Annotated in this window: 19 protein-coding genes and 1 pseudogene; 16 read left to right on the top strand and 4 right to left on the bottom strand. The window is 62.1% G+C overall.

The annotated features are described in order from the left end of the window. Nucleotides 1-24: 24 nt before the first annotated feature. On the bottom strand, nt 25-1,557 hold the full coding sequence (locus tag AC1DGP_RS31765; protein ID WP_476833010.1) for an ABC transporter substrate-binding protein: 1,533 nt from the start codon (nt 1,555-1,557) through the stop codon (nt 25-27). 232 nt (nt 1,558-1,789) lie between these two features. Between AC1DGP_RS31765 and AC1DGP_RS31760 the strand changes: the two genes are divergently transcribed. The 13 genes from AC1DGP_RS31760 (at nt 1,790) to AC1DGP_RS31700 (ending at nt 14,732) form a co-directional block, all read left to right on the top strand. After that, nucleotides 1,790-2,695: a LysR family transcriptional regulator gene (locus AC1DGP_RS31760; protein WP_476769563.1), complete on the top strand. Its 906-nt coding sequence runs from the start codon at nt 1,790-1,792 to the stop codon at nt 2,693-2,695. Between the two features lie 156 nt (nt 2,696-2,851). Continuing rightward, complete coding sequence (locus tag AC1DGP_RS31755; protein ID WP_476825880.1) at nt 2,852-3,751, top strand: LysR substrate-binding domain-containing protein; 900 nt, start codon at nt 2,852-2,854, stop codon at nt 3,749-3,751. A gap of 212 nt (nt 3,752-3,963) precedes the next feature. Continuing rightward, nucleotides 3,964-4,932: an ABC transporter permease gene (locus tag AC1DGP_RS31750; RefSeq protein ID WP_476825881.1), complete on the top strand. Its 969-nt coding sequence runs from the start codon at nt 3,964-3,966 to the stop codon at nt 4,930-4,932. A 4-nt stretch (nt 4,933-4,936) separates the two neighbouring features. Beyond that, nucleotides 4,937-5,884 (top strand): ABC transporter permease, encoded by a 948-nt coding sequence (locus tag AC1DGP_RS31745; RefSeq protein ID WP_441508812.1) that lies wholly within the window; start codon nt 4,937-4,939, stop codon nt 5,882-5,884. 1 nt (nt 5,885) lies between these two features. Continuing rightward, entirely contained in the window at nt 5,886-6,968 is a 1,083-nt protein-coding gene (locus AC1DGP_RS31740; RefSeq protein WP_476833009.1) for an ABC transporter ATP-binding protein, read from the top strand. Beyond that, nucleotides 6,961-7,983 (top strand): ABC transporter ATP-binding protein, encoded by a 1,023-nt coding sequence (locus tag AC1DGP_RS31735; protein WP_476833008.1) that lies wholly within the window; start codon nt 6,961-6,963, stop codon nt 7,981-7,983. Before AC1DGP_RS31740 ends, AC1DGP_RS31735 begins: the two co-directional genes overlap by 8 nt. Nucleotides 7,984-8,010: 27 nt before the next feature. Next, a complete protein-coding gene (locus tag AC1DGP_RS31730; protein WP_476769558.1) occupies nt 8,011-9,123 on the top strand; it encodes an NAD(P)/FAD-dependent oxidoreductase in 1,113 nt (370 codons plus the stop codon). Nucleotides 9,124-9,180: 57 nt separating this feature from the next. Beyond that, on the top strand, nt 9,181-10,923 hold the full coding sequence (locus tag AC1DGP_RS31725) for an ABC transporter substrate-binding protein (protein ID WP_476769557.1): 1,743 nt from the start codon (nt 9,181-9,183) through the stop codon (nt 10,921-10,923). A 76-nt stretch (nt 10,924-10,999) separates the two neighbouring features. After that, nucleotides 11,000-12,088: an NAD/NADP octopine/nopaline dehydrogenase family protein gene (locus AC1DGP_RS31720; protein WP_476825934.1), complete on the top strand. Its 1,089-nt coding sequence runs from the start codon at nt 11,000-11,002 to the stop codon at nt 12,086-12,088. Nucleotides 12,089-12,134: 46 nt separating this feature from the next. Further along, a complete protein-coding gene (locus tag AC1DGP_RS31715) occupies nt 12,135-13,238 on the top strand; it encodes an NAD(P)/FAD-dependent oxidoreductase (protein ID WP_441508807.1) in 1,104 nt (367 codons plus the stop codon). Between the two features lie 263 nt (nt 13,239-13,501). After that, nucleotides 13,502-13,852 carry a hypothetical protein gene (locus AC1DGP_RS31710; RefSeq protein ID WP_476833007.1) on the top strand — a complete coding sequence of 117 codons (351 nt, stop codon included), beginning with the start codon at nt 13,502-13,504 and terminating at the stop codon, nt 13,850-13,852. Nucleotides 13,853-14,176: 324 nt separating this feature from the next. Further along, nucleotides 14,177-14,395: a hypothetical protein gene (locus AC1DGP_RS31705; RefSeq protein WP_476833006.1), complete on the top strand. Its 219-nt coding sequence runs from the start codon at nt 14,177-14,179 to the stop codon at nt 14,393-14,395. Nucleotides 14,396-14,417: 22 nt separating this feature from the next. Then, nucleotides 14,418-14,732 (top strand): hypothetical protein, encoded by a 315-nt coding sequence (locus AC1DGP_RS31700; protein ID WP_476833005.1) that lies wholly within the window; start codon nt 14,418-14,420, stop codon nt 14,730-14,732. Between the two features lie 73 nt (nt 14,733-14,805). Here AC1DGP_RS31700 and AC1DGP_RS31695 read toward each other — a convergent pair whose 3' ends face one another. Continuing rightward, the gene (locus AC1DGP_RS31695; RefSeq protein ID WP_476833004.1) at nt 14,806-16,332 is read right to left on the bottom strand and encodes a hypothetical protein; all 1,527 of its coding nucleotides are present in this window, start codon (nt 16,330-16,332) and stop codon (nt 14,806-14,808) included. A gap of 739 nt (nt 16,333-17,071) precedes the next feature. Here AC1DGP_RS31695 and AC1DGP_RS31690 point away from each other — a divergent pair. After that, nucleotides 17,072-17,566 (top strand): hypothetical protein, encoded by a 495-nt coding sequence (locus AC1DGP_RS31690; RefSeq protein ID WP_476833003.1) that lies wholly within the window; start codon nt 17,072-17,074, stop codon nt 17,564-17,566. A 1,210-nt stretch (nt 17,567-18,776) separates the two neighbouring features. Next, the gene (locus AC1DGP_RS31685) at nt 18,777-19,157 is read left to right on the top strand and encodes a thermonuclease family protein (RefSeq protein ID WP_476833002.1); all 381 of its coding nucleotides are present in this window, start codon (nt 18,777-18,779) and stop codon (nt 19,155-19,157) included. Nucleotides 19,158-19,465: 308 nt separating this feature from the next. On the opposite strand, the pseudogene AC1DGP_RS31680 reads toward AC1DGP_RS31685, so the two are convergent. Beyond that, nucleotides 19,466-19,723: pseudogene (locus AC1DGP_RS31680) on the bottom strand (ATP-dependent DNA ligase); the annotation flags it as partial. 257 nt (nt 19,724-19,980) lie between these two features. On the opposite strand from AC1DGP_RS31680, the gene AC1DGP_RS31675 reads away from it, so the two are divergent. Further along, nucleotides 19,981-20,625 carry a helix-turn-helix transcriptional regulator gene (locus AC1DGP_RS31675; protein WP_441509170.1) on the top strand — a complete coding sequence of 215 codons (645 nt, stop codon included), beginning with the start codon at nt 19,981-19,983 and terminating at the stop codon, nt 20,623-20,625. A gap of 26 nt (nt 20,626-20,651) precedes the next feature. Here the strand turns inward: AC1DGP_RS31675 and AC1DGP_RS31670 are convergent, their stop codons facing one another. After that, nucleotides 20,652-20,882 (bottom strand): hypothetical protein, encoded by a 231-nt coding sequence (locus tag AC1DGP_RS31670; protein ID WP_476833001.1) that lies wholly within the window; start codon nt 20,880-20,882, stop codon nt 20,652-20,654. Between the last annotated feature and the right edge of the window lie 388 nt (nt 20,883-21,270).

Genomic DNA, 21,270 nt, shown 5'->3' with positions numbered 1-21,270 from the left:
TGCCGCTTCTCCGCTATGCAAGCCTCACTTCAGCGTGACCTTGTCGAAGACCAGCGTCTCGTTCGGCTGGATCGCCAGACCCTGAACGCGGTTGGCTACGCCCAGCGCCTGGGTCTGGTACCAGAGGAAGAGGAAGGGCTGGTCGCTCCAGACAATGTTCTGGATCTCGCCATAGATCTCCTTCTGCTTTGCCGGGTCGGTCGCCATGCGTCCCTCCTTCAGCAATGCATCGACGCGCGGATTTGTGTAGCCGGTTCGGTTCGCGCCGACGCCGGTGAAGAACAGGCGGTAGAGCGTATAGTCCATGCCCGCGGTGGCGCGGCCGACCATGCCCATGTTGTCGGTGCGCTGGGCCGGCTCCATGCCGACGACCTTGGTCCAGGTGCCGCGGTCGACAACGATGGGAGTCGCCTTGATCCCGATATCCTCGAATGAGCCGGCGAGGGCCTGGCAGACCTGCGAATCCTTGATGTAGCGACCGGTAGGGCAGGTGAAGCTGAGCGTGAGCTGGCCCGGCTTGTAGCCGGCCTCGGCGAGCAGTTTCTTGGCGCCTTCAGGGTCGAAGGCGATCGGCGGGAAGGTCTTGCGCAGTTCGTCCTGAGTGCCTGGGCCGACCATGCCGACGGATGGTGTGCCCAGTCCGCCAAGAATTCCCTTGGTGATGCCTTCACGATCGATCGCGAGGTTCAAGGCCTTGCGCACGCGCGGGTCGGCGAGCGGCCCGCGCAGCACCATCTCCATGTTGATGGAGAACATGCTGGGTGGGTTGATGACCTTGGCGTCCTTCAAGGCATTGATCGCCGGCATGGATTCAGGTGGTACGCGTTCGACGACATCGACGCTCCCGGTTTCCAGAAGCGCCATGCGGGAGCCGTCTTCGGGAACGACAGTGAAGTCGATGGCCTTGAGCGTCGCCGGATAGTCGCCGGAATAGGAAGGGTTGGGGACGAGCCTGAAGCCTTCGCCACCGATGAATTTCTCGACCATGTAAGGGCCGGAGCCGATGGGCTTTCGGCCATATTCTGCGCCCATGGCCTGCAGCGCCTTGACGTTGACGATGCTGGCGGCCGTGTTGGACAGCAGCATCAGGATATGCCCGTTCGGCTCAGCGAGGTGGAACTCGACGGTATCCTCGCCTACCGCTTTGATCGTCCCGAGCGAGGCATAGAGGCCGCGATAGATCGAGCCGGTCTTCTCGTCGAGCATGCGGTTGAAGCTTGCCGCAACGGCCTCGGCGTTCAGCGGGTCGCCGTTGCTGAATTTCCTGCCTGTCCGGATCTTCACCGTGAAGACCTTCCCATCGGGCGAGAAGGCATGGTCTGTCGCAAGATTCTTCTGGACGTTGTTCTGCGGATCGAGCCGGAAGAGGCCCTCCATGACGGCCAGATCAACCGCATTCCCGACCGGAAGATCATTGAAGGCGGGATCGAAGGTAGCCGGGTCCGCACCGACCGCGATGCGAAGGATGCCGGCCGGCTGCGCCTGCACCTGGAGGGCCATGATCGACACGCCGGCGGAGAGAGCGGCGACGTAGCAGGATCGACGAAGGTTGCGCATGTTCGACTGTTCCCCAAGCTCGCAAAGATATCGTTCCATGACGGCGCAGCCGGGCGAATGCCCCGCCTAACGCTATGGAGGGATTGCTGTTTTTGCTTCCTTGGTCGCTTTCGCGCCGCGATTGGATCGGGCGCAGCAAAGTCAGCGACGGCCTTTAGAGAACCACACGCATTGATCTGCCTCAAATTCATAATTATGCGATGTATATGAACTGAGGTTATGGCGAGGCCGCATGAATTATCGGCAGGTGGAGGTTTTCAAGGCGATCATGGACTCCGGCTCCATTACGGAGGCGGCGACCATGCTGCGGATCTCGCAGCCGGCGGTCAGCAAGGCGCTGAAACTGCTCGAAGACGAACTCGGGTTGCGGCTCTTCTCGCGAACCACGAAGGGGATCGCTGCAACGGAAGAAGCGCGGGCGCTCTACACGGAAGTCGAGCGCACCTATTTCGGTATGCAGAATCTGGCGCGCTTCGCCGCTAGTCTGCGCGACCGCAAGCAGGGCCGCATCGTGGTCAGCACGATTCCAGCGCTGGGGCTCGCCTGGCTCCCGGCCATGGTTGCGCGGTTTTCCGCAGCCCATCCGGATGTCACCATCTCGCTGCAATCCAGCAATTCCACCGACGCCGCCCGGCTTGTCGGTACTGGCGAGATCGATCTCGGCATCGCCCAGCTGCGAAGCGAGGAATACAATCTGTCGCGCCGCAAGCTGTTCGACCTCGAAGGCGTCATCGCCTTGCCGGAAAGGCATCGATTGACGAGCAGGTCGGAAATCAGGGCGGAAGACCTCGCCGACGAGGCCATTGTCGGGCTCGGATTGGATGACGAATTCCGGCGCCGGCTATCCCAGGCGCTCGATGGCGCGAGCGTGCGATACCGCTCGATGATCGATGCAAGCCTGGGCGTCACGGTTTGCACCCTCGTCGCCGCAGGATGTGGCGTGGGCATCGTCGACAGCGAGGCCGCTCGCACCCAGGCCGGGAAGGGGCTTGTGTTTCGTGCGTTCAGCCCGAGGATACGCGTGCCGATCTATCTGTTCCGCCAGCGCGGGCGCCCCACCAGCAAACTGGTGGAGGCGTTCAGTGCCAGCTTGTTGCCGCCGGCGCCCTTTCGAGGGGGCGATCGCGGGGATGACTGACGGCTGCATCCTTCAGGCTTCGTCGTGCCTGACTATCGGCTGAGCCGGGTTTTGGCTCTGCATGGGCCGGGCAAGGGTCGCAGTTTGGAATCGACAGGGTGCGCGGACGCACGGTGATCTCGGGTTTCTCAATCACGAGCAAGGAGCGGGGCATTGATGAATCTCAGGCATGTCGAGCTTTTCCGTCACATCATGAAGTTCGGAACGCTCACGCAGGCGGGCGAGATCATGGCCATCTCGCAGCCAGCGGCGAGCAAGATGCTCTTCCAGCTCGAGAGGTCGACGGGGATCACCCTGTTCCAGCGCACCAAGGGACGGCTCAAGCCGACGCGCGACGGCGAACTGTTCTTCGCGGAGGTCCAGCGGACCTGGGAAAGCATCGAGCGGCTTGAACGGATGTCGAAGGACATCAGTCAGATGCGCTTCGGCCGCCTCAATCTGGGCGTGAAACCGGCGCTGGCCGGCACGCTGATGCCGCCGCTGATCGCGCGTTTCCGCCGCAAACACGAGAATACGACGATATCGCTGCACTCGCGCAGTTCCGAGCGCGTGATCGAATGGGCCATTGCCGGGCAGATCGATCTCGGCATAACCAATACGTCGACGCCGCATCCCAATGTCGCGTGCCGCGTCATGGCGCGCATACCTGGCGTCTGCATCGTTCCGGAACAGCATAAGCTCGCGGGGCGCAGCGACGTGCGGCCTGAGGATTTCGACGGAGAGGATTATGTCTCGATCGGCGCGATCGAGCGCAGCACGATCATCGAGAAGGCTTTTGATGCTGCCGGCGTGCGGTTGCGGATCATGATCGAGGCGCCGATGGCGCATTTGACCTGTGCTCTGGTCGCGAACGGGGCGGGTGTCGCCATCGTCGACGAGATCAATGCGCTGGCCTTTCGCGGCCGCGGCCTCGTCGTGAAGCCCTTTCTGCCGGAGATCTCCTTCCCCGTCTGGCACCTGCGGCCCCTCAGCCTGAGCAGCTCCTCCCTTGCCGAGGCCTTGACCCGCGATCTCGAGGACGAATTCGAGCGGCTTGGCTATCGGGCCGAAGCTTAAGCACCGCTTGGAGGCTGGGCCGGTCGAAGGCCTAACTCATAACCTGAAGGAATGAACTAGCAAAAACATATTCTTTGACGGCCTATTTTTCGGCCCATACGCTCCTTGTCATTGACGTAGATCAAACAGAAACCGCCAGTTCCATTCGCGCCTAACAACGCTGTGGAGCGAATGAGATCTGCTGTCCCGTTGACTTGGAGAAATATTCGCCGATGCGGATTTTCGTCTTCCTGACGAGAAGAATGATCTTTGCAGCCCTGCTGATGCTGGGCGTCAGTGCGGCGATCTTCTTTCTGGTCAATTCGATCGGCAACCCGATCGAATTGATGATGGCGGAAACACCCGGCATGACCGGCGAGGTGATCGATCGGATGAAGGCCTATTACGGGCTCGATCATCCGCCGATGACGCGCTACCTGCTCTGGCTGAGCCGGATCGTCCAACTCGATTTCGGCACCAGCATCGTCTACAACCAGCCTGTCGGCTCGCTCATCCTGACCTGGGGTTGGCAGACCCTCAAGATTCAGCTTCCCGCGATCCTGATCGCCCTTGCGGTCGCGATCCTGTTCGGTGTCACGGCGGCGCGCCGACAACACTCGCGCTCCGATTTCGCGGTGATGGCCACGGCGCTGCTGGGGCAGTCGCTGCCAGCCTTCTTCCTTGGCATCCTGTTGATCTTCATCTTCTCGTACAGCCTGGACTGGCTGCCGAGCTACGGCGCCTATTCGACCCGCAATCCTCTCTGGGGCAGCCCGACGCTCGATGCGCTCTGGCACATGGTCCTGCCGGTCGCGATGTTGACCTTCTTCAACACCGCGACGCTGACGCTCCTGATGCGCTCGAATATGGTCGATGTGCTGAAGAGCGACTTCATCGCGGCGATGCGCGCGAGTGGCATCCCCGAGCGGCGCGTCATCTATGTGCACGCACTGCGCGCCGCCTTCATCCCGATGCTGACCTATTTGGGCCTCCTGATTGGCCTGATGCTGGGCACGGCGCCGGTAACCGAATCCGTCTTCACCTGGCCGGGGCTCGGATATCTCTACATCTCCGCGATCCATCAGCTCGACTATCCCGTCATCATGGGGGCGAGCGCGGTCATCGCCTTCATGCTGATCTGCACCACCCTGCTGACGGACGTCATCTACGTCTTCATCGACCCCCGCATCAGCCTGGAGTGAGCATGTGAGCGATCAGACGATCACGGCTCATCCGCCGTCTTCCGCAAGGCCGGCCCGCCGTCCGGTCAAGGGCATCTGGCGGCAGGGCTGGCAGCGCTTCGCCCGTAGCCGCACCGGCATGCTCGGACTCATCCTGGTCCTCCTCGTCGTCGCGACCGCCGTCATCGGGCCATTCATTGCGCCCTTCGATCCGCAGGACCAGAGCCCGATGATCGACCCCGGTGCAAAGGCGCCGCCGAGCTGGGTCCACCCGCTGGGGACGGACCGCATGGGCTATGATGTCGCCAGCCGTGTGATCTACGGCGCGCCGACGGCACTTGCCGTCGGGCTTGGAGCCATGTCGATCGCCTCGCTGATCGGTGTTCTGGTCGGCGGCGTTGCCGGCTATCGCGGGGGCACCACGGATGAGGTGCTGATGCGCTTCACCGATTTCTTCCTCGTGATTCCGATGTTTGTCGTCATCCTCGCCGTCATTCGCCTGCTCGGCGTGGCGGTCGTCAACACGCCCTTCGAAAGCGTGCCGTATCTCAATCTCGGCGTCATCATCCTGCTGATCGGCGTCTTCTCCTGGGCTCCGATCGCTCGGATGACGCGTGCCGAGTTCCTGCGGCTGAAGAACCAGGAATTCGTCGAGGCTGCGCGCTGCATCGGCGCTACTTCGGGCGATATCCTCTTCCGCCACATTCTTCCGAACGCCTTGCCATCCCTTGTCGTCATCGTGGCGCTCGGCATCGGCGGGGCCGTGCTGGCGGAGGCGATGATCGGCTTCCTCGGTTTCGGCGATCCGGCCGCGGTGAGCTGGGGGCAATTGCTCTACTTCAATTACGAGGCACTGAAAGTGGCTCCCTGGGCATCGCTCAGCCCGGGTGTCGCCATCTTCATCACGGTGCTCGGCTTCAACCTTCTGGCGGACGGCCTGACCGATGCCTTCAACCCACGGGCGAAGCGCTGAGATGTCGAGCCTCGCCACCCCAAAGCCAGTCGCCGCCATTTCGATCGACGATAGCAGCGTGCTGACGCCGCCTGTCCATGACCTCGTCCGCGTCGAGAACCTGCGGATTCAGTTTCCACCCTGGAATGCGCCCGTTCGCATCATTGAGGATGTCAGCTTTCAGGTCCGCGCCGGCGAGACGATGGGCATCGTCGGAGAATCCGGCAGCGGCAAGACCCTGTCGAGTCTCGCGATTCTGAACCTTCTGCCGCCTCCCGCACGGATCACCGGCGGCCGCATCATGTTCGATGGCGAGAACCTCGCCGCGAAGTCGCAGGGCGAGATGCAGAAACTGCGCGGGCGCAGGCTCGCCATGGTCTTCCAAAACCCCGGCTATTCCCTGAACCCGCTGATGACGGTCGGCGCGCAGCTCGGCGAGATCCTGAAGGTTCACGAGAAGATGCCGCGCAGCGTTGCTCTGCAGCGGGTGGAGGAGTTGTTTCGCCTCGTCGGCATCACCGACCCCGGCTCGCGCCTGTCGCAGTATCCGCATGAGATGAGCGGCGGCATGAAGCAGCGTGTCTGCATCGCCCGTGCTCTGCTCTGCAACCCGGCGCTCGTGCTCGCGGATGAGCCGACGACGGCGCTCGACGTCACGATCCAGGCCCAGATCCTCGATCTCTTCGAAGACCTGAAGGCGCGGTTCGGCATGTCGATGATCTTCGTCACGCACGACATGGGCGTCGTGGCTCGCATCGCCGATCGGATCACCGTCATGTATGCGGGCCAGGTCTGCGAGACGGGCGACAAGCACGCCATCTTCGCACGGCCCTCGCACCCCTACACGCAGGCCCTTCTGGCAAGCACGCCGCGCATCGACCGGCGCTACGCAGTCGATGGTGAGGGGCGTCGCGAGCGCTTGCCCACGGTCGGGCGCGCCGTCGCGCCCGGACAATCACTCGGTGGCGGCTGCCGCTTCGCCGGGCGTTGTCCCGAAGCCGCGCCGGAATGTTCCGGGCTGGTGCCCCAGGCCGCAGCGATCGAGCCAGGCCATGTCGTTCATTGCCTGAAGCGCGGCAGCGCCGGAGTGGCCAGCCATGATTGAGCCGATTCCGAATCTCCGCCAAGGCTTCACGCCACGGACCCTGCTGACCGTCGACGGGCTGGTGAAGAGCTACCCGTTGCGCCGCCGAGGCCTCTTCCGCCAGACCGTCACCGGGGAAATCCGCGCGGTCAACGACATCAGCTTCAGCGTGGCGGCCGGGGAGACGCTGAGCATCGTCGGCGAAAGCGGCTGCGGCAAGACGACGGCGGCCCGCGCGATCCTGCACCTCGTCGAACCGACTGCCGGTGCGATCCGCCTCGGCGACACGGATATCCGGGCGACGTTCACTCAGGATCGGCGGCCGGACGTGCTCGCGCTGCGCCGTCAGATGCAATACGTCTTCCAGGATCCCTATCTTTCACTCAATCCGCGCTGGAGCGTCAGGCAGATCCTGACCGAGCCGCTGCGCGTCCATGGTCATGCCCCGAAGGAGGACTGGGACGCGACGGTGGAAGGTCTGCTGGAGCGGGTCGGGCTGCCGCCGGACTATGCCGATCGCTATCCCCACGAATTCTCCGGCGGGCAGCGCCAGCGCATTGGGATCGCGCGCGCTCTGGCGGTCGAGCCGCGACTGCTGATCTGCGACGAGCCCGTCTCCTCGCTCGACGTCTCGGTGCGGGCGCAGGTCCTGAATCTGCTGGCGGACCTGCAGGAAGACCTGGGACTCTCCTATCTCTACATCTCGCACGACCTGAGTTCCGTGCGCTTTCTGAGCAACCGCATTGCGGTGATGTATCTCGGCAATCTCGTCGAGATCGGTGAGGTCGACGAGATTTTCGCACGGCCGCGCCATCACTACACCGCTGCCCTGATCTCGGCGATTCCCGTGCCTGATCCCTCAAACCAGGCACAGCGCCAGGCGATCCAGGGCGAAGTCCCCAGTGTTGTCCGGCGACCGTCCGGCTGTGTCTTTCACACCCGCTGCCCCGCCGCACTGCCTGTCTGTTCCCAACAGATTCCGCCGCTGTCCGCACCGGACGGCACCCACGCCTTCGCTTGCCACAACCCGCGCTGAGAGCGGGGAGAGACCATAGGAAACGCCATGATGAATGTTATCGTCGTCGGAGCCGGAATTGTCGGCAGCTCCATCGCCTACCGCGTCGCCCAGGGCGGTGCGAAGGTCACGGTCCTCGAAGCCTCTCGCGTCGGCGCCGGAACATCCGGAGTGAGCTTCGCCTGGACGAATGCGAACAACAAGACGCCGCGCCCCTATCACGACCTGAACGTCGCAGGCATGCGCGCGCATGCCGCGTTGAAGGATGAGTTCGGCTCGACACCCTGGTTCCATCAGAGCGGTAGCCTGGAGTGGCGCGTCGATCCGGCGGAGATCGCCGCTCAGGCGAAGAAGGTCGAGCGGCTGCGCGAGTGGGGCTATGCGGCGGAGTTTATCGACAAGAAGCGGCTGCAGGCGCTTGAGCCGGAGCTGGCAATCGGCGCAGTTTCGGACAAGGCTCAGATCGTATTCTGCCCTGAAGAAGGGTGGGTGGACCCTGTCCAGTACGCCGGAGCCATGCTGCGCGCTGCCCGTCAGCGCTATGGAGCGGCGCTGAAGACCGGCGTGAAGGTGACCGGGGTAGAGACCCGCAATGGTCGTGTCGTCGGCGCTCGGGATGATACGGGCGCTGTCCACGCAGCCGACCTCGTCATCAACTGCACCGGGCGCTGGTCCAACGATACGGTGAGCGAGACGGCGCCGAATGTCCCGCTCGCTCCGACCGTGGGCTTCCTCGTCTTCACGCCTCCGGTCGGTGTCGATCTGCGCCGGCCCTTCCATGCGCCCGACGTCGATGTCCGTCCGGACGGGGCAGGCCGCATGATGATCCGCAAGGACTCGCTCGACGACCGTTTCGCCGAATTGGAAAGCCGTCTGCCGGATTGCGAGGAGGCGAAGATCGCGCTCGCAAGCGCAACCGAGCTTCTGCCCGGCTTGGCAGGCGTCGAGGCCGAAGCGGTGCGCACGACCGTCAGACCGATCCCCGCCGATGGGCTCTCCACCGTCGGACCGGCCCGCGGCGTCGACGGCTACTACGTCGTCGTGACCCACAGCGGCGTGACGCTGTCTCCCTTCCTCGGCCAGGCCGTCGCCGACGAGGTCCTGCGGGGCAGGGAGCGTCCGGAACTGGCGCAGTTTCGTCCTTCGCGCTTCCAGGCCTGAGTGCCGGACGCTCTCGGCCTGTTCATTTCGCACCACCAAGAAACAAGGGGAAAATCGATGTCCAGGAAATCGACGCGACGCGATGTGCTGAAATGGTCCGGAGCCGGAGCGGCCGCGCTCGCGGCCGGTGGGATACCGGAGGGGGCGCTGGCCAAGCCGCCCTTCTTCAAGCTCTACCTGATGATCTTCAACAACCTCCAGTCGCGCATGATCTGGACGGACCTGATCGGAAAGCAGTTCGCCCGCCTCGGCATCGATATCGTGTCGAGCTACCAGCCGCCTTCGGTCGTGATCGCGCGGCGCGCCAATGACAGCGGCAAGACGCATGTCGATGGCGGCTGGGACATGTATTCCGAGCGGATTTACTACAGTGGGCTGGTGCCGCTGCCCGAGACGCTCTTCCACAGCAAGAATTTTCCGCCGAACGGGCAGAATTACTATCGCATCGCCGACAAGCAGATCGACGAGGCGATCGAGAAATACTCGCGCTCCGTCACGCCGGCCGACCGCAAGGCGGCGATCACCGCCTTCATGAAGCGCTGGTACGAGATCGAGCCGCTCCATGTCGTCTTCTATCCGGAAGAGGTGATCATCACGAATCCGAAGCTGAAGGGCATGGAATCGACGACCTACAACCCGGTCTTCTATCCGCGCCCCGAGAACTGGACGATCGAGGGCGCCACTGGCGACGTCACGGCCACTTTCGCGTCCTGGCAGCCGCCGAGCCAGCTCATCCCGATGTATGGCAGCGGCTACAACGAGGCCAATATCTTCGGCCCCGTCTACAACGCGCTGTTCGAATACGACAGCTGGGCGAACAAGAAGCTCGTCCCGGCGCTGGCGGAGTCAGTGAAGACCTCCGACGACGGCAGGACCTGGGTATTCACCCTTCGCAAGGGCGTGAAATGGCATAGCGGCGAGGAGTTCACTGCCGAAGATGTCAAGTTCACCTGGGATACGGTGATCGACAAGACCTATGCCAGCGTCTTCCAGTCGCCCCTCGAGACCGTCCTGGGCAGCAAGGATGCCTACAAGGTAAGCGGCACCCACGAGATCACCGTGACCTTGCGGGAGCCGAACGTGATGTTTCGCGATTTCGTCCTGCCCGTCATCGCGATCATGCCGAAACACGCCTATCAGGGCCTCAAGCCCGAGGAGCTGCGTGGCCATGTCATCAGCACCTGGCTCGGCACCTTCCCGGTCAAGACCTCCGACGGCAAGACCTTCGAGGCCAAAGGCGGTATCGGCACGGGGCCCTGGATTCCGCAGGGTTTCGATCCGGCCCGCAAGGCTTACAAATACATCAAGAACGATAGCTACTGGAAGAAGACCGAAGGCAATGTGAAAACCTTCTACGTGGTCAATATCCAGGGCGCCGACGCTGTTCTGAGCGCGATCAAGGCCGGCTCCATCGATGCGCATGATCCGATGTACGACGTCGGCGGGCTGCTCGAGACGATCGATCCGTCATGGGGCACCGTCAATCGCTTCGATTCCTATAAGTGGATGCAGACCTGCTTGAACATGAACCACCCGGTCTTCGGAACGGGCGTGGAAACCCCGCTCGGCAAGCAGGATCCCAGCCGTGCGGCGGAAGCTGCGGCCTATGTCCGCAAGGCCATGAGCCACATGATCCCGCGCGAGCAGATCATCAAGAACGTTGTTGCCGGTTTCGGCAAGCCCGGCACGGTGCCAATTCCCTTCACCTCCGAAGATTATGACCACGATCTGCTCAAGCCGATCGCCTACGACATGAACCTGGCCAAGCAATATATGGAAAAGGCCGGCTACAAATACTGAATTCAATGCCGTCGTCAGCGCCGGGCTCGTCGGCCCGGCGCTCCAGAAGCCTCTAGTACTCCCAAGGAAACAAACGATGCGTGTCGCAATACTCGGTGCGGGCTCGATAGCCTATGGCAATGCTGCGCTGCTCGCCTCCCTCGGCCATGAGCCTGTGCTGTGGTCGCCCTCAGGCAAAACCGGGCAAAGCATCGTCGCGGGCAAGCCACTAGCGGCGACTGGCTCGCTCGACGGTTCGTTCAAGGTCACGATGGCGACCAACGCGGGTGATGCGATCGCCGGCGCTGACGCCGTCCTGCTGGCCTTGCCGGCCAATGGCCATCGCATGGCGATGGATGCCGCCGCTCCCCACCTTGCCAGCGGTCAGATTGTCATCATCAGCTCGCACACCTCGTTCAGCGGCCTCTATATCGCCAAAAAGATCGCGGAGCGCGGGCTCGATATCCCTGTCGTTGTCTGGGGAACCACTGTGACGGCAGGGCGCCGCACCGGGGACGCGAGCGTGAACGTCTCGACGATCCGTTCCAAGGTCGATATCGCGACCATCCCTGCCTCGGCTGGCGCACGCGGGCTGCAAGTCTGTCAGGAACTGTTCGGCGACCGCTTCGTCGAGCGCTCCGACGCACTGGCGATTTCTCTCTCCAACCTCAATCCGCAAAACCATCTCGGCATCGCACTATGCAATTTCACGCGCATGGAGCACGGCGAAACCTGGGGCCAGAACGAAAACAATACCGACTCTGTCGGCCGCCTGCTCGAAGCGCTCGATGCTGAACGCCTCGCGATCGCCGAGGCGGCCGGCTACAAGGTGCGCACCATTCGAGAGCACTATAACCTCTCCTTCCATGTCGAGCCCGGACCGGTCGGCGAGATGGCCCGCCAGCTTGCCGCACGCGGCAATGGCGGCAACGGCCCCGACAGCATCGACACGCGCTATGTGCTGGAGGATGCGCCCTTCGGCCTGCATCCGACCGTGCTGCTCGGCAAATTGACCGATCGGCCCGCCACGCTGCACCAGGCTGGCATCGACGTCTTCTCGGCACTTTATGGCCGCGATTTCGCGAGCGAGAACGACCTGCTCGACGATATCGGGCTCGAGACCATGTCGCTGGCCGAACTCAAGACGCTGGTTCGTGACGGCTGGTCCGCGTCGCAGGCGAAGTAGTTCCGGCGCCATCCCAATCGCCCCTTATTCGATCGGAAATACGGTTATGCCTGAGATCATCGTTGTCGGTGCCGGCGTCCTGGGGACGTCGGTGGCCTATCGTCTTGCGCTCGCGGGCGCGAAGGTCACCGTGCTGGAGGCCACGCGCGTCGGCGGTGGCACCTCCGGCATCAGCTTCGCCTGGACGAATTCCAGCAATAAGGCGCCGCGCCCCTATCACGATCTGAATGTCGCGGGCATGCGGGCGCATGCGGCGCTGAAGGACGAGTTCGGTGCGACGCCGTGGTGGCATGCCGGCGGCCGTGTCGAATGGCGCGACGAGGAGGGGCGAGACGAACACCGCGCCAAGGTGGCTCGCCTCCAGGAATGGGATTATGGCGTCGAATGGATCGATCGCCAGCAGCTGCTTGAACTCGAGCCCGATATCGATCCTGCCGCGGTGGGCGATGCCCCGGTCGCCTGGTATCCGGAGGACGGATGGCTCGATCCTGTCGTCTACTCCCATGCGATGATGACCGCTGCACGCCGCAAGGGCGCGCAGTTGCATACCCAAACGAAGGTTACCGGGCTGCTTGTGCAGGGCGGCAAGGTCAAGGGTGTGCACACCGAGGCGGGGGACACCCTGATGGCCGATCTCGTGGTCAACTGCACCGGGCGCTGGTCGAACGACACGATTGCCGGAACGGCCCCGAATGTGCCGCTGGCGCCGACTGTCGGCTTTCTGGTCTTCACGCCCCCGGTTCCCGCATCGATCCAGCGTGTCGTGGCCACACCTGTTTGCGATTTTAGGCCGGATGGCGCCGGCAGGCTTATGGTGCACTGGGGGCCGGCCGATGCCTTGGTTACCCCCGAAATCACGAACCGTCCTGGCCTCGACCAGGCGGCGGATCTCGTCGCGCGCCTGACACGGATCCTGCCCGGAATCGCGCCGGTGAAACCGGAAGCGAGCCGCGTCACCCAGCGTCCGATTCCCAAGGACGGCCTCTCCGCCATGGGCCCCGTACCGAACCTCGAAGGCTACTATGTGATGGTCACCCATAGCGGCGCGACGCTTTCGCCTGCGCTCGGGGCGATGGCGGCAGACGAGATAATGAGCGGCAAACCGCGCCCCGAACTCGCCCAGTTCCGGCCGGCCCGGTTCTTTCGCTAGGTTCGGACCGATCGCAAGATTGACGCGATCAAAACCCGTCGCTAACCGAGCCAAGTGACCAGTTCCTGACGCAACGTGTGGTAGGAACGACACCCATTGAGTATCGTGCTCCCTTAGAGGAGAGACCCTCCCCATCTCGACCCGCCAGAATGGCGGGTTCTTTTTGAGCGGTGCGATCAAACCCAAGGGGAGGGGAGAGGCCATCATTCCAGCATTGGGAATCGAAATCGATTTTCTTCGAAATCCCAAGAAGGGTGACAACGATGGCATACGGCCTCTCGCTCTCGATCATCTCGCGCGTCAATGGCGCCCGTCGCATCACCACGCACGCGCTCACGAATGACTGCACCTTGCAGCGTCACCAGGTCTATGACGTCCTCGCCGCCAAAGCTCCCGAACTCACTGAGCTTTTCGACATCGCCGAGCGGGGCGCGGGCGTCGAGATCCCGGTCACAGTCTTTGAAATGATCGAAGTCGACACAACCGCCAACATCGCCAATGGGATCGGCGTCGATCCGACACCGGCGCATCTGCTTGACGAGGCCAAAGACATCATCTTCGGCATCATCTCCGCTACCGGTCACAAGCCCGAGCTGTTCATCGAGGCCTGCTGATCTCGATCCTGACAACCAACGAAGGAACGCGCATGAGAGCCCGCATCGGAATTGCCGCGCTCAGCCTTATGTCCGCCGGGCTCGGCGCTGCACCGCCCACTCCCAGGCCGGAACCGTCCGAGCCTGATCAGCCAGCCGCGGAGGAAATGGATCGCGCGGCAAGGCGCCGCCTCGCAAAGGCGCAGGCCAAAGCCCTGCGTCCCGGGCCAACCCCGCGTAAAATGCTCGGATACGGCATCCCGGAAATCTCTCGCGCTGGCCGCCGCAGCCTGGGCTACAAATAAGCCCATCCCCTTCGATTCGAACGCTCTCTGAAGGACCCCAATGACCCAAACGAAAACCTTCCGCCTCTACTGGCTCACCGGCGAAACCGAGATCGTGCGTGGTCCGACCATCACCGCGGCGATGAACAGCGCCGGCTACGGCGGCGGCGCCGTCGCAGCCCTCGACTTCTACAAAGAGGGTGAGGAGTCCACCTATCAATGGGATGCCGCCAAAAAGACCTGGATCCAGAACCCAGAGCCGGCCGACGCCGCCAACTGACGCCACCGTCCGTTCCCAAAAGTTGGGCGACCCCTTCCGGTCCAAAACCCAACAACGGGACGATGCCATGACAGGCGAGACCGCATTCGATCCGAACGCTTTCGGCCGAGCCAATCCGGGCTGGACCAAAAAGCGCACCAAGACGCACGCCGACCTCGAGCGCCTGGCCGATCATATCTGCACCCGGACACCGCCACACAGCTACAGGACGGAGCTGAACCTGTACGAGCGCATCGTCCGGCGCAATCAGAGCGCGATCGGCAATTGGGACCGCGGCTATCAGGCCTTGACCGATCAGGTGCGCCAACGCCTCATCGAGCGAGACGGCAGCCTCTGAGATCAGACCAGAATAGTGAAGGGCGGCTCGCCTCGCGGCAGCCGCCCTTTTTCACGCCCAATCGGCGAAACCCCTAGATTTCGATATCTGCGTAATCGACGTCGGTGCGATTTCGGAGATTCGCGATCAGGATCTCGGTGTCCGTCGCAGAAAACTCAACAAGATCCTTCATGCTCGGCACGGCGTACTCCGCATCAACCTCCTCCCAGAGCATATTCCCGTTGCCGATCTCGGCATGGAGACGCTCCGGGAACGTCCAATTCGGAAAACCATAAATCGACCGGCACGACGGCACCTTTGAGGGGTCATGCCCCGACCATTCCGCAATATCCAATCGCGAGAAGCCCTCGAACCAGCGCATGGCATCGACAATCGCACGATAGATCTTATGCGCCCCGTATCGAATGGTATCGAGTTCGAGGAAATCGAAGTTCGCCACACGAACCATCGCCGTGTCGAGGTTGATCTTTCCGCGAGCAAACCGATCATGCGTTTGCTCGACAAAATGCAGGCGACGCTCGATCGACGGCCAGACAAGAATGCGCCGCCGCTCGCCGTCGATAATGGGATCGACAAGACGCTTCAATGACGCATAAAACTGCTTGGCGGTCTTATAATCCCGCAGATACCGATCAAAATCGGCCTCCGGGTAATCAACGCCGTTGAAGATCCCGAGCTTCATCCAAAGCAGAAGCTCCTCCTCCGAGAATTCCCCGGATGGCGGGTCAGTCACCAGTCCGAAAGCCGGGAAGCGCGCGCGCACCTCGGCAGGCACCTTGGATTCATCCAGGGCGTCCGTGAAGTCATAATCCAGACGAGTAATACCATCGTCGCCGCGCACCCGGCGCCGATGAAGCTGTGTCTGCGCCTTATGGCTGCTCAAGAACAAGCTGCGCACCACGATGGCATCCTCGGACAAGTCGTCCTCGGACGACAATTCCCGCAGCGTCGATTCCATGCTGCTCTGCTGACGAGCCGCGATCGCAGCCAGGTCGAAGGACGGAGCCTTCGCCACCGGCTCGGCAACCAGCGCGCCGTCCGCGACGACCACGTCAAGCTCGACCGGCGCACCCACATCCTGCTGCGCCGCGATCGTCCCGCTCAGCAATTCGCGACCGATCTCGGCTGCTGCCTTCGGCGCAACAGAACGGGCAGGGGAGGCGGTGACGGGGGAGACTGTGCCAGACTCCTGCCGCACACCGCCGCGCTTCTTGCGGGTATGCACCATGGCTGCGGCCCTCAAACGACCGGCAGGCGTCATCGCGCGACTCGGCCGCGCCGGGCGCGGATCATGCGGGCCATACTTCACGGGACGTCCGCGCCCGCGCTTTACGGGTTCTCCCATCGACACGACGCCAAACTGCGCCGCAACCGTCGCCGCAACCTCGCTGTTATAGCGGCCACCCGGCGTCGACAGGCGCACGATCTCCCGATCGCGCTTGATCACATCAAGGTCGCTCTGAAACCGGGCCAGCCGAGCCTCATTCTCCGCGAGAATGCGCGCCAGACCCGCCTCGGCATATGCGCCAAGGTAGCGGTCCTGTCGGTCACCGCGCGAACGCGGACGCTCGGTGCCCCACTGATATTGAAAAACGGTCATTGCAAGTCCTGGGTGACGCATAGCGTCTGAATTCGATGCTCATTTTAGCGGGTGCGCTCCGACCCTGACACGCCAGTGAGCGAATTATTTCGCCTAAAAAATTGGATTATTTCCGACAGCCTTCAACGGCGATTTTCCCAAGGCGCGAAAAATGCCGCAGCGTCGTCTCAGTAATTTATTTCGCCTAAGCGATCGCAATTTCCAACCCGCATTTCGTGGCGCCGATCAGGTCACCATTCGAAATTAATTCGCCTAAGGTATTCCAGCTTTATCGCGCCTGTGATTCAAGCGGCGCTCGCATTTATCTCGCCTAAGGAACTGCACTCGGACTTCGCTGGATGCCCCGGCCGTGCCGTGGTCGAAACGCAATTATCTCGCCTTAGCGTTTTGCAGTTAAGATCGCGTCATATCAGGAGGTTAGCGGCCGTTGAGGCCGGATTTGCTGCAATTTGCGGAACCTCGTCCCGTCTACCCCGACGCAGGCGGGTCTGCCTGGCTAAGGCGAAACAAATCGAAATCCGATCCGGAATGGTTCCATAATCATCCTTATGCGAATCAAATCCGGGCCTCACAACACATCATCTGGTATGTCGAGCGCGGCATGATACGCTATGGCTTGATTTGCCCTGCCCGCACGCTCTCTGTGAGTTTCCATAACCCCAGTAAAAGAGCGCATCTCTTGGCGATCCCAAATTGTCGAATACAATAAGCATCGCCCCTACCAGGATTGACATTGCCCATGCACGATTTCGAAGCGCTCATTCTCGATGAACCTTGGATCAGTGAAGAATTACCTTACATCGGCACGCGCCGTGCTTCCGCATTCTACACGGGAGGAGGTATCGCAATGAGTGCGATCGGAGGATATCACCACTCTGGAGAACTCGTCTGCCTTGATGCGGATGCTTCCGACGCGGTGATCGGTCGCGCTGCTATCGACCGATTGAAGGCATTCTCGCCGATTTATCAATTCAGTCCGGGAAAAAGACTGCCCTACGATTGGTGGGTTGAGAACGGTGATGAAAAACCACTCGCTGAGGTTCAGATCCGCGATGATGAAACCCTGGTATACGTCGAAACGCTATTTGACGTTGTCGATGGTGAGCCCATCATGGCGCGTGCCGAAGTCTCGAAATACTCCTTCGCTGCGAAGCTTGGATCCCGGATCCGTAAGCTGCTCATCGCCCGGCATAGGTTCCAGTCCCTGGAACAGGCCGTGAAATCCGGCCGTTGAACATCTCGACGCCGCGCTCCAGGGCGCAAACCCCCATGTAAACAAAGCGCAGGCGTGCCAAGTGTCCGCCTGCGCTTATCTTTTGAGGACTGGCTAAAACCCCGCGGCCGCTATCGACAAAGCCACTTATCAAGGACAAGTCCGCCGGCGGCATCTGCTGGCTGAAGCACTGGCAGCTGCCGCCGGCGTTCCCAATAAGGACGGACGCTCCATAGACGGGCTTGAAGACCCCACGGAGCCTCCCTCCCCGCCAAGGACCAGGCCCTGCCCCAAGCTCACGGCGTTGCCCGCTCAGGGCGCCTGAGAAGCCCCAGGCAAGGACGGCAGAAACCCCCGCAAATGCGCAGCCTCACAGTGGCTGCCTCCCACCAAGGACAGGCCCGGAATGGGCCTCATTTCCCCAAATAAAAAATAGGCTCAATACCGCAGTTTTTGTGGGTGCCTTCGCACACCACATAAAACTGCGTGACGCCTTCGCGTCATTTCGGTCTCCGACAGCCCCCAGGACCGCACCACTTCCATCCTCTTCCGACCTTGATGCGCGCCTGCGCACGCCAGCCCTGCCTTCGCCCGGGCCTGATCGGTTTCGGATGTCGTTTGGCCGCCCTTCGGCGGCTCTTGAATGGTGGTCCAGCGCCTGCGCGCTCATGGGGCTTGGAGACGTAGACTGGCCTCGAATTAAGGCACAGAAATTCGCGTGTCCGACGCCTCATGACGAGGCTACGGGATAGGCGCCTTGGCCTTCGCCAAAGAGCCCCCCGTGACCCTTCCGCGTGCCTGCGCACGAGCGAATTTTGATGCCTTATTGGTCGCCCTCATCGGGCTCCTAACCCTGGCTAGTGAGGCTGCTTCGCTTCCTCAGGTTTGCTGCCGCCATCCGGCGTCAGAAGCTATCGCTTGAGGCCCGCGAGCCGGGCCATTTTCACTAACGGTTTCGTTCTGCGAACCATCAAACCGTGCTGTCTCCCTAGGCTGTCCCTTAGGACGCCTCTGGCACTCTCCAGCCTGGAGGATCAGCAATGTCGTTCCGACGAGACTTGGCCGGCATGAGTTCGGCCCAATGGGCAGTCGTCTGCGTGTGCACCTTCATCGTCTCGATGGGGGCCGCACTCGGCTTGCTAACGCCCTCCCCTAACCGGCTGGATCGATCCGGGCGACGCTACTCGATCCCCTGTCTTCGAGATCAAACCCGCGCCCGAACGAGATCGAGGTGATCCGCCCAGCGACTGCAGGATCCAGCCAGGCGCAATCTTCCTCCCCGCTATGTGGGCGGGGCGCCGGCGACTGCGTCATCGACGGTGACACCTTCCGGTTTCGCGGCGAGAAGATCCGGATCGCTGACATTGACGCGCCGGAAACAGGCGGAGCCAAATGCGCCGACGAAGCAGCTCTCGGTCAACGGGCCACCTTCAGGCTGGCCGAGCTGCTGAGCTCGAGGCCCTTCCGATTGGAAGCGATTGGCAGCCGGGACGTAGATTCGTACGGCCGAAAACTTCGTATCGTCGCGAACGGCGGTGGTTCGATCGGCGCCCAACTCGTCGACGAGGGCTTGGCCCGACCATGGAATGGCGGCCGACGCCCCTGGTGTTAATTTCCGCTCGCGACCCTTCTGCGACCTTCGGAACGTCTGCTCAGGGGGCAAGATCCCGGCGACCTTCCAGGAGCCGGTGGATGCCGGGCGAGGCGGACACCGTCACAGAAATTCTCGGCCGCACCGGGTGACTCCGTTTGGAACGCGAACGCGTTCGCGAGAGCCAAGGAACGGGCGCCCCTTCCAGTACGCTACACCTTGCGGGGATCAATGTCGCGTTCTGACCGAGTCCCAACATCCGACTAGAGTCGAGAGCAGACGGCATAAACTAGGTCATGATGGATCTTTTAATTGAAGAACGTCCTCGTCGGGAAGCGATTGGTCCAATCATGCCCGCCGCGGGTCAGGATCCGAACGGTGCGATTATCGATATGAATGGCGAGACGATAGCCGTCCCATTTCACTTCAAACGACCAGTCGTTGCCGGTAGGCGGCTTGGAAGCCAATAGATCCAGGCATGGCTCGACCCGCTCCGGCATGGGGTCAAAGTTGAGCTTCCGCTGGCGCGCATCCCGCGCTTTGCTGACCGGGCCACGGACAGTCTCGGCCCCAGGGCCGGCACGCAAAACGCGACGCGCGCACACAACTGACACTCCAACACACGCACGAGGTTCGCCCCGCCGTTCCGAGGGGGCGCGGCGGGGCTCCCTAGGCCGTGACGGTGCCGGATGTGGATGACGCCAAGACTGAATAGCGAACTCATGGCGAAACCCGCGATTCCCCGGCGCGGCTAGCGCTGCAAATACAGCACCTCGGCAAAGGAACAGGCGAGCGGCTCGATAGTTAAAGTTTGATGGGCGTATTCATTGCTGGGGGGATAAGGTTGGAACCGATGATCTCTAGGCCGAACGACGCCAGGCTGAGCGCAACTTTGAGCAGCGAGCCACAGGAGAAGGGGAGATCAGGTTCGACAAGCAATTATCGCGGCGCTGTGGCCCTGAACATGCTCGACCGAATCGGCTGCGGCTATCTCGTCGTCGAGAACCACCGAAAGATCGTTGAGGCCAACGCAACGGCCAGACTGATCCTTGGCTGCGATGAGGGGGCTTTTCAAGATCTTGGCCAGCTGACCAGCGCCTTCAAGCGGTTGATCGGGCGAGCCCCAAACGGCCCGAGACTCGGTCCACTGAGCTGGATCGTCATCTCTGGCACAAGCGACACGCCTTTCCTCCTCAATCAGGTCGCGGACGACATACCGGACGGCACGAGCGTGGTCATGCTGCTCGATCTTGATGCACACCTGCGACCGAATCCCTTCATGCTTCAGCGCATGTTTGGCCTGACCATGGCTGAGACGCGCCTTGCGCTTCAAATGGCGCAGGGCGATCTGCCCGCGGATGTCGCCAGCAGTCGGCACCTAAGCCGCACCACCATTCGCTCGCAACTAGCTGCGCTCTTCGCAAAAACCAACACGAAACGTCAGGCAGAGCTGGTCACGTTGCTCGCCAGGGTAGCGGTCCTGCCCTGAACGCGCTCGTTCAAGGAGAAAGCCGCTTATTGTTGGCCGGTCGAAACGGACGTGCCCCCTGCCTCTTCCGCGAGGATAAAGGCGCGCGCAAAGCGCTCAGTTGGAAACCCGATCAACAGGGCTGAATCACCAATTTCTGTTGGAATAACCCGGTAAGGGATTTCCCACTCGGTCAGCCACTTATCCAGGAAGTGGTGCCCCGCGATCGGGATTGCGACGTGGTAAATCCACGTGTTTGAGACCTCGGTACGGTACATCCGCCTGATTCCGAGCGATAGGGCCCGCCTATGGCGACAGCAGGGCCCGAGGCTGTGCAGGCTTGGAGAGTGGCGATGCCAGCACAGAGAGACAAACCGATGATGCCCCTCGGTGTTCCATCAAAGCAGAATACGGGAACAAAAAAAAGCGGCCCGCGGCGTCCTCCCACTGCGGGCCAAGTGTAGGGGGCATGATTGGTGGAGAAACGCGCTGGGAAAGCAGCGGTTCGGCGCCAACGCAAAAAGATCGGGTTGTTGGGGCTCCGGCCGCCCGTTGATACGGGATGACGGAGAGCGGTCTTCCGGTCAGGCTCCATCGATCCAACCGGTCAGGAGGCCTGCCATGGAGCTGTTCGTCGGTCTTGATGTGTCTGTTCGCACCACCAGC

The organism is Allobosea sp. 05T433, from assembly GCF_056396065.1.
Note: the sequence above shows the minus strand (reverse complement) of the source record. Positions and strands in the feature narration are given on the sequence as shown.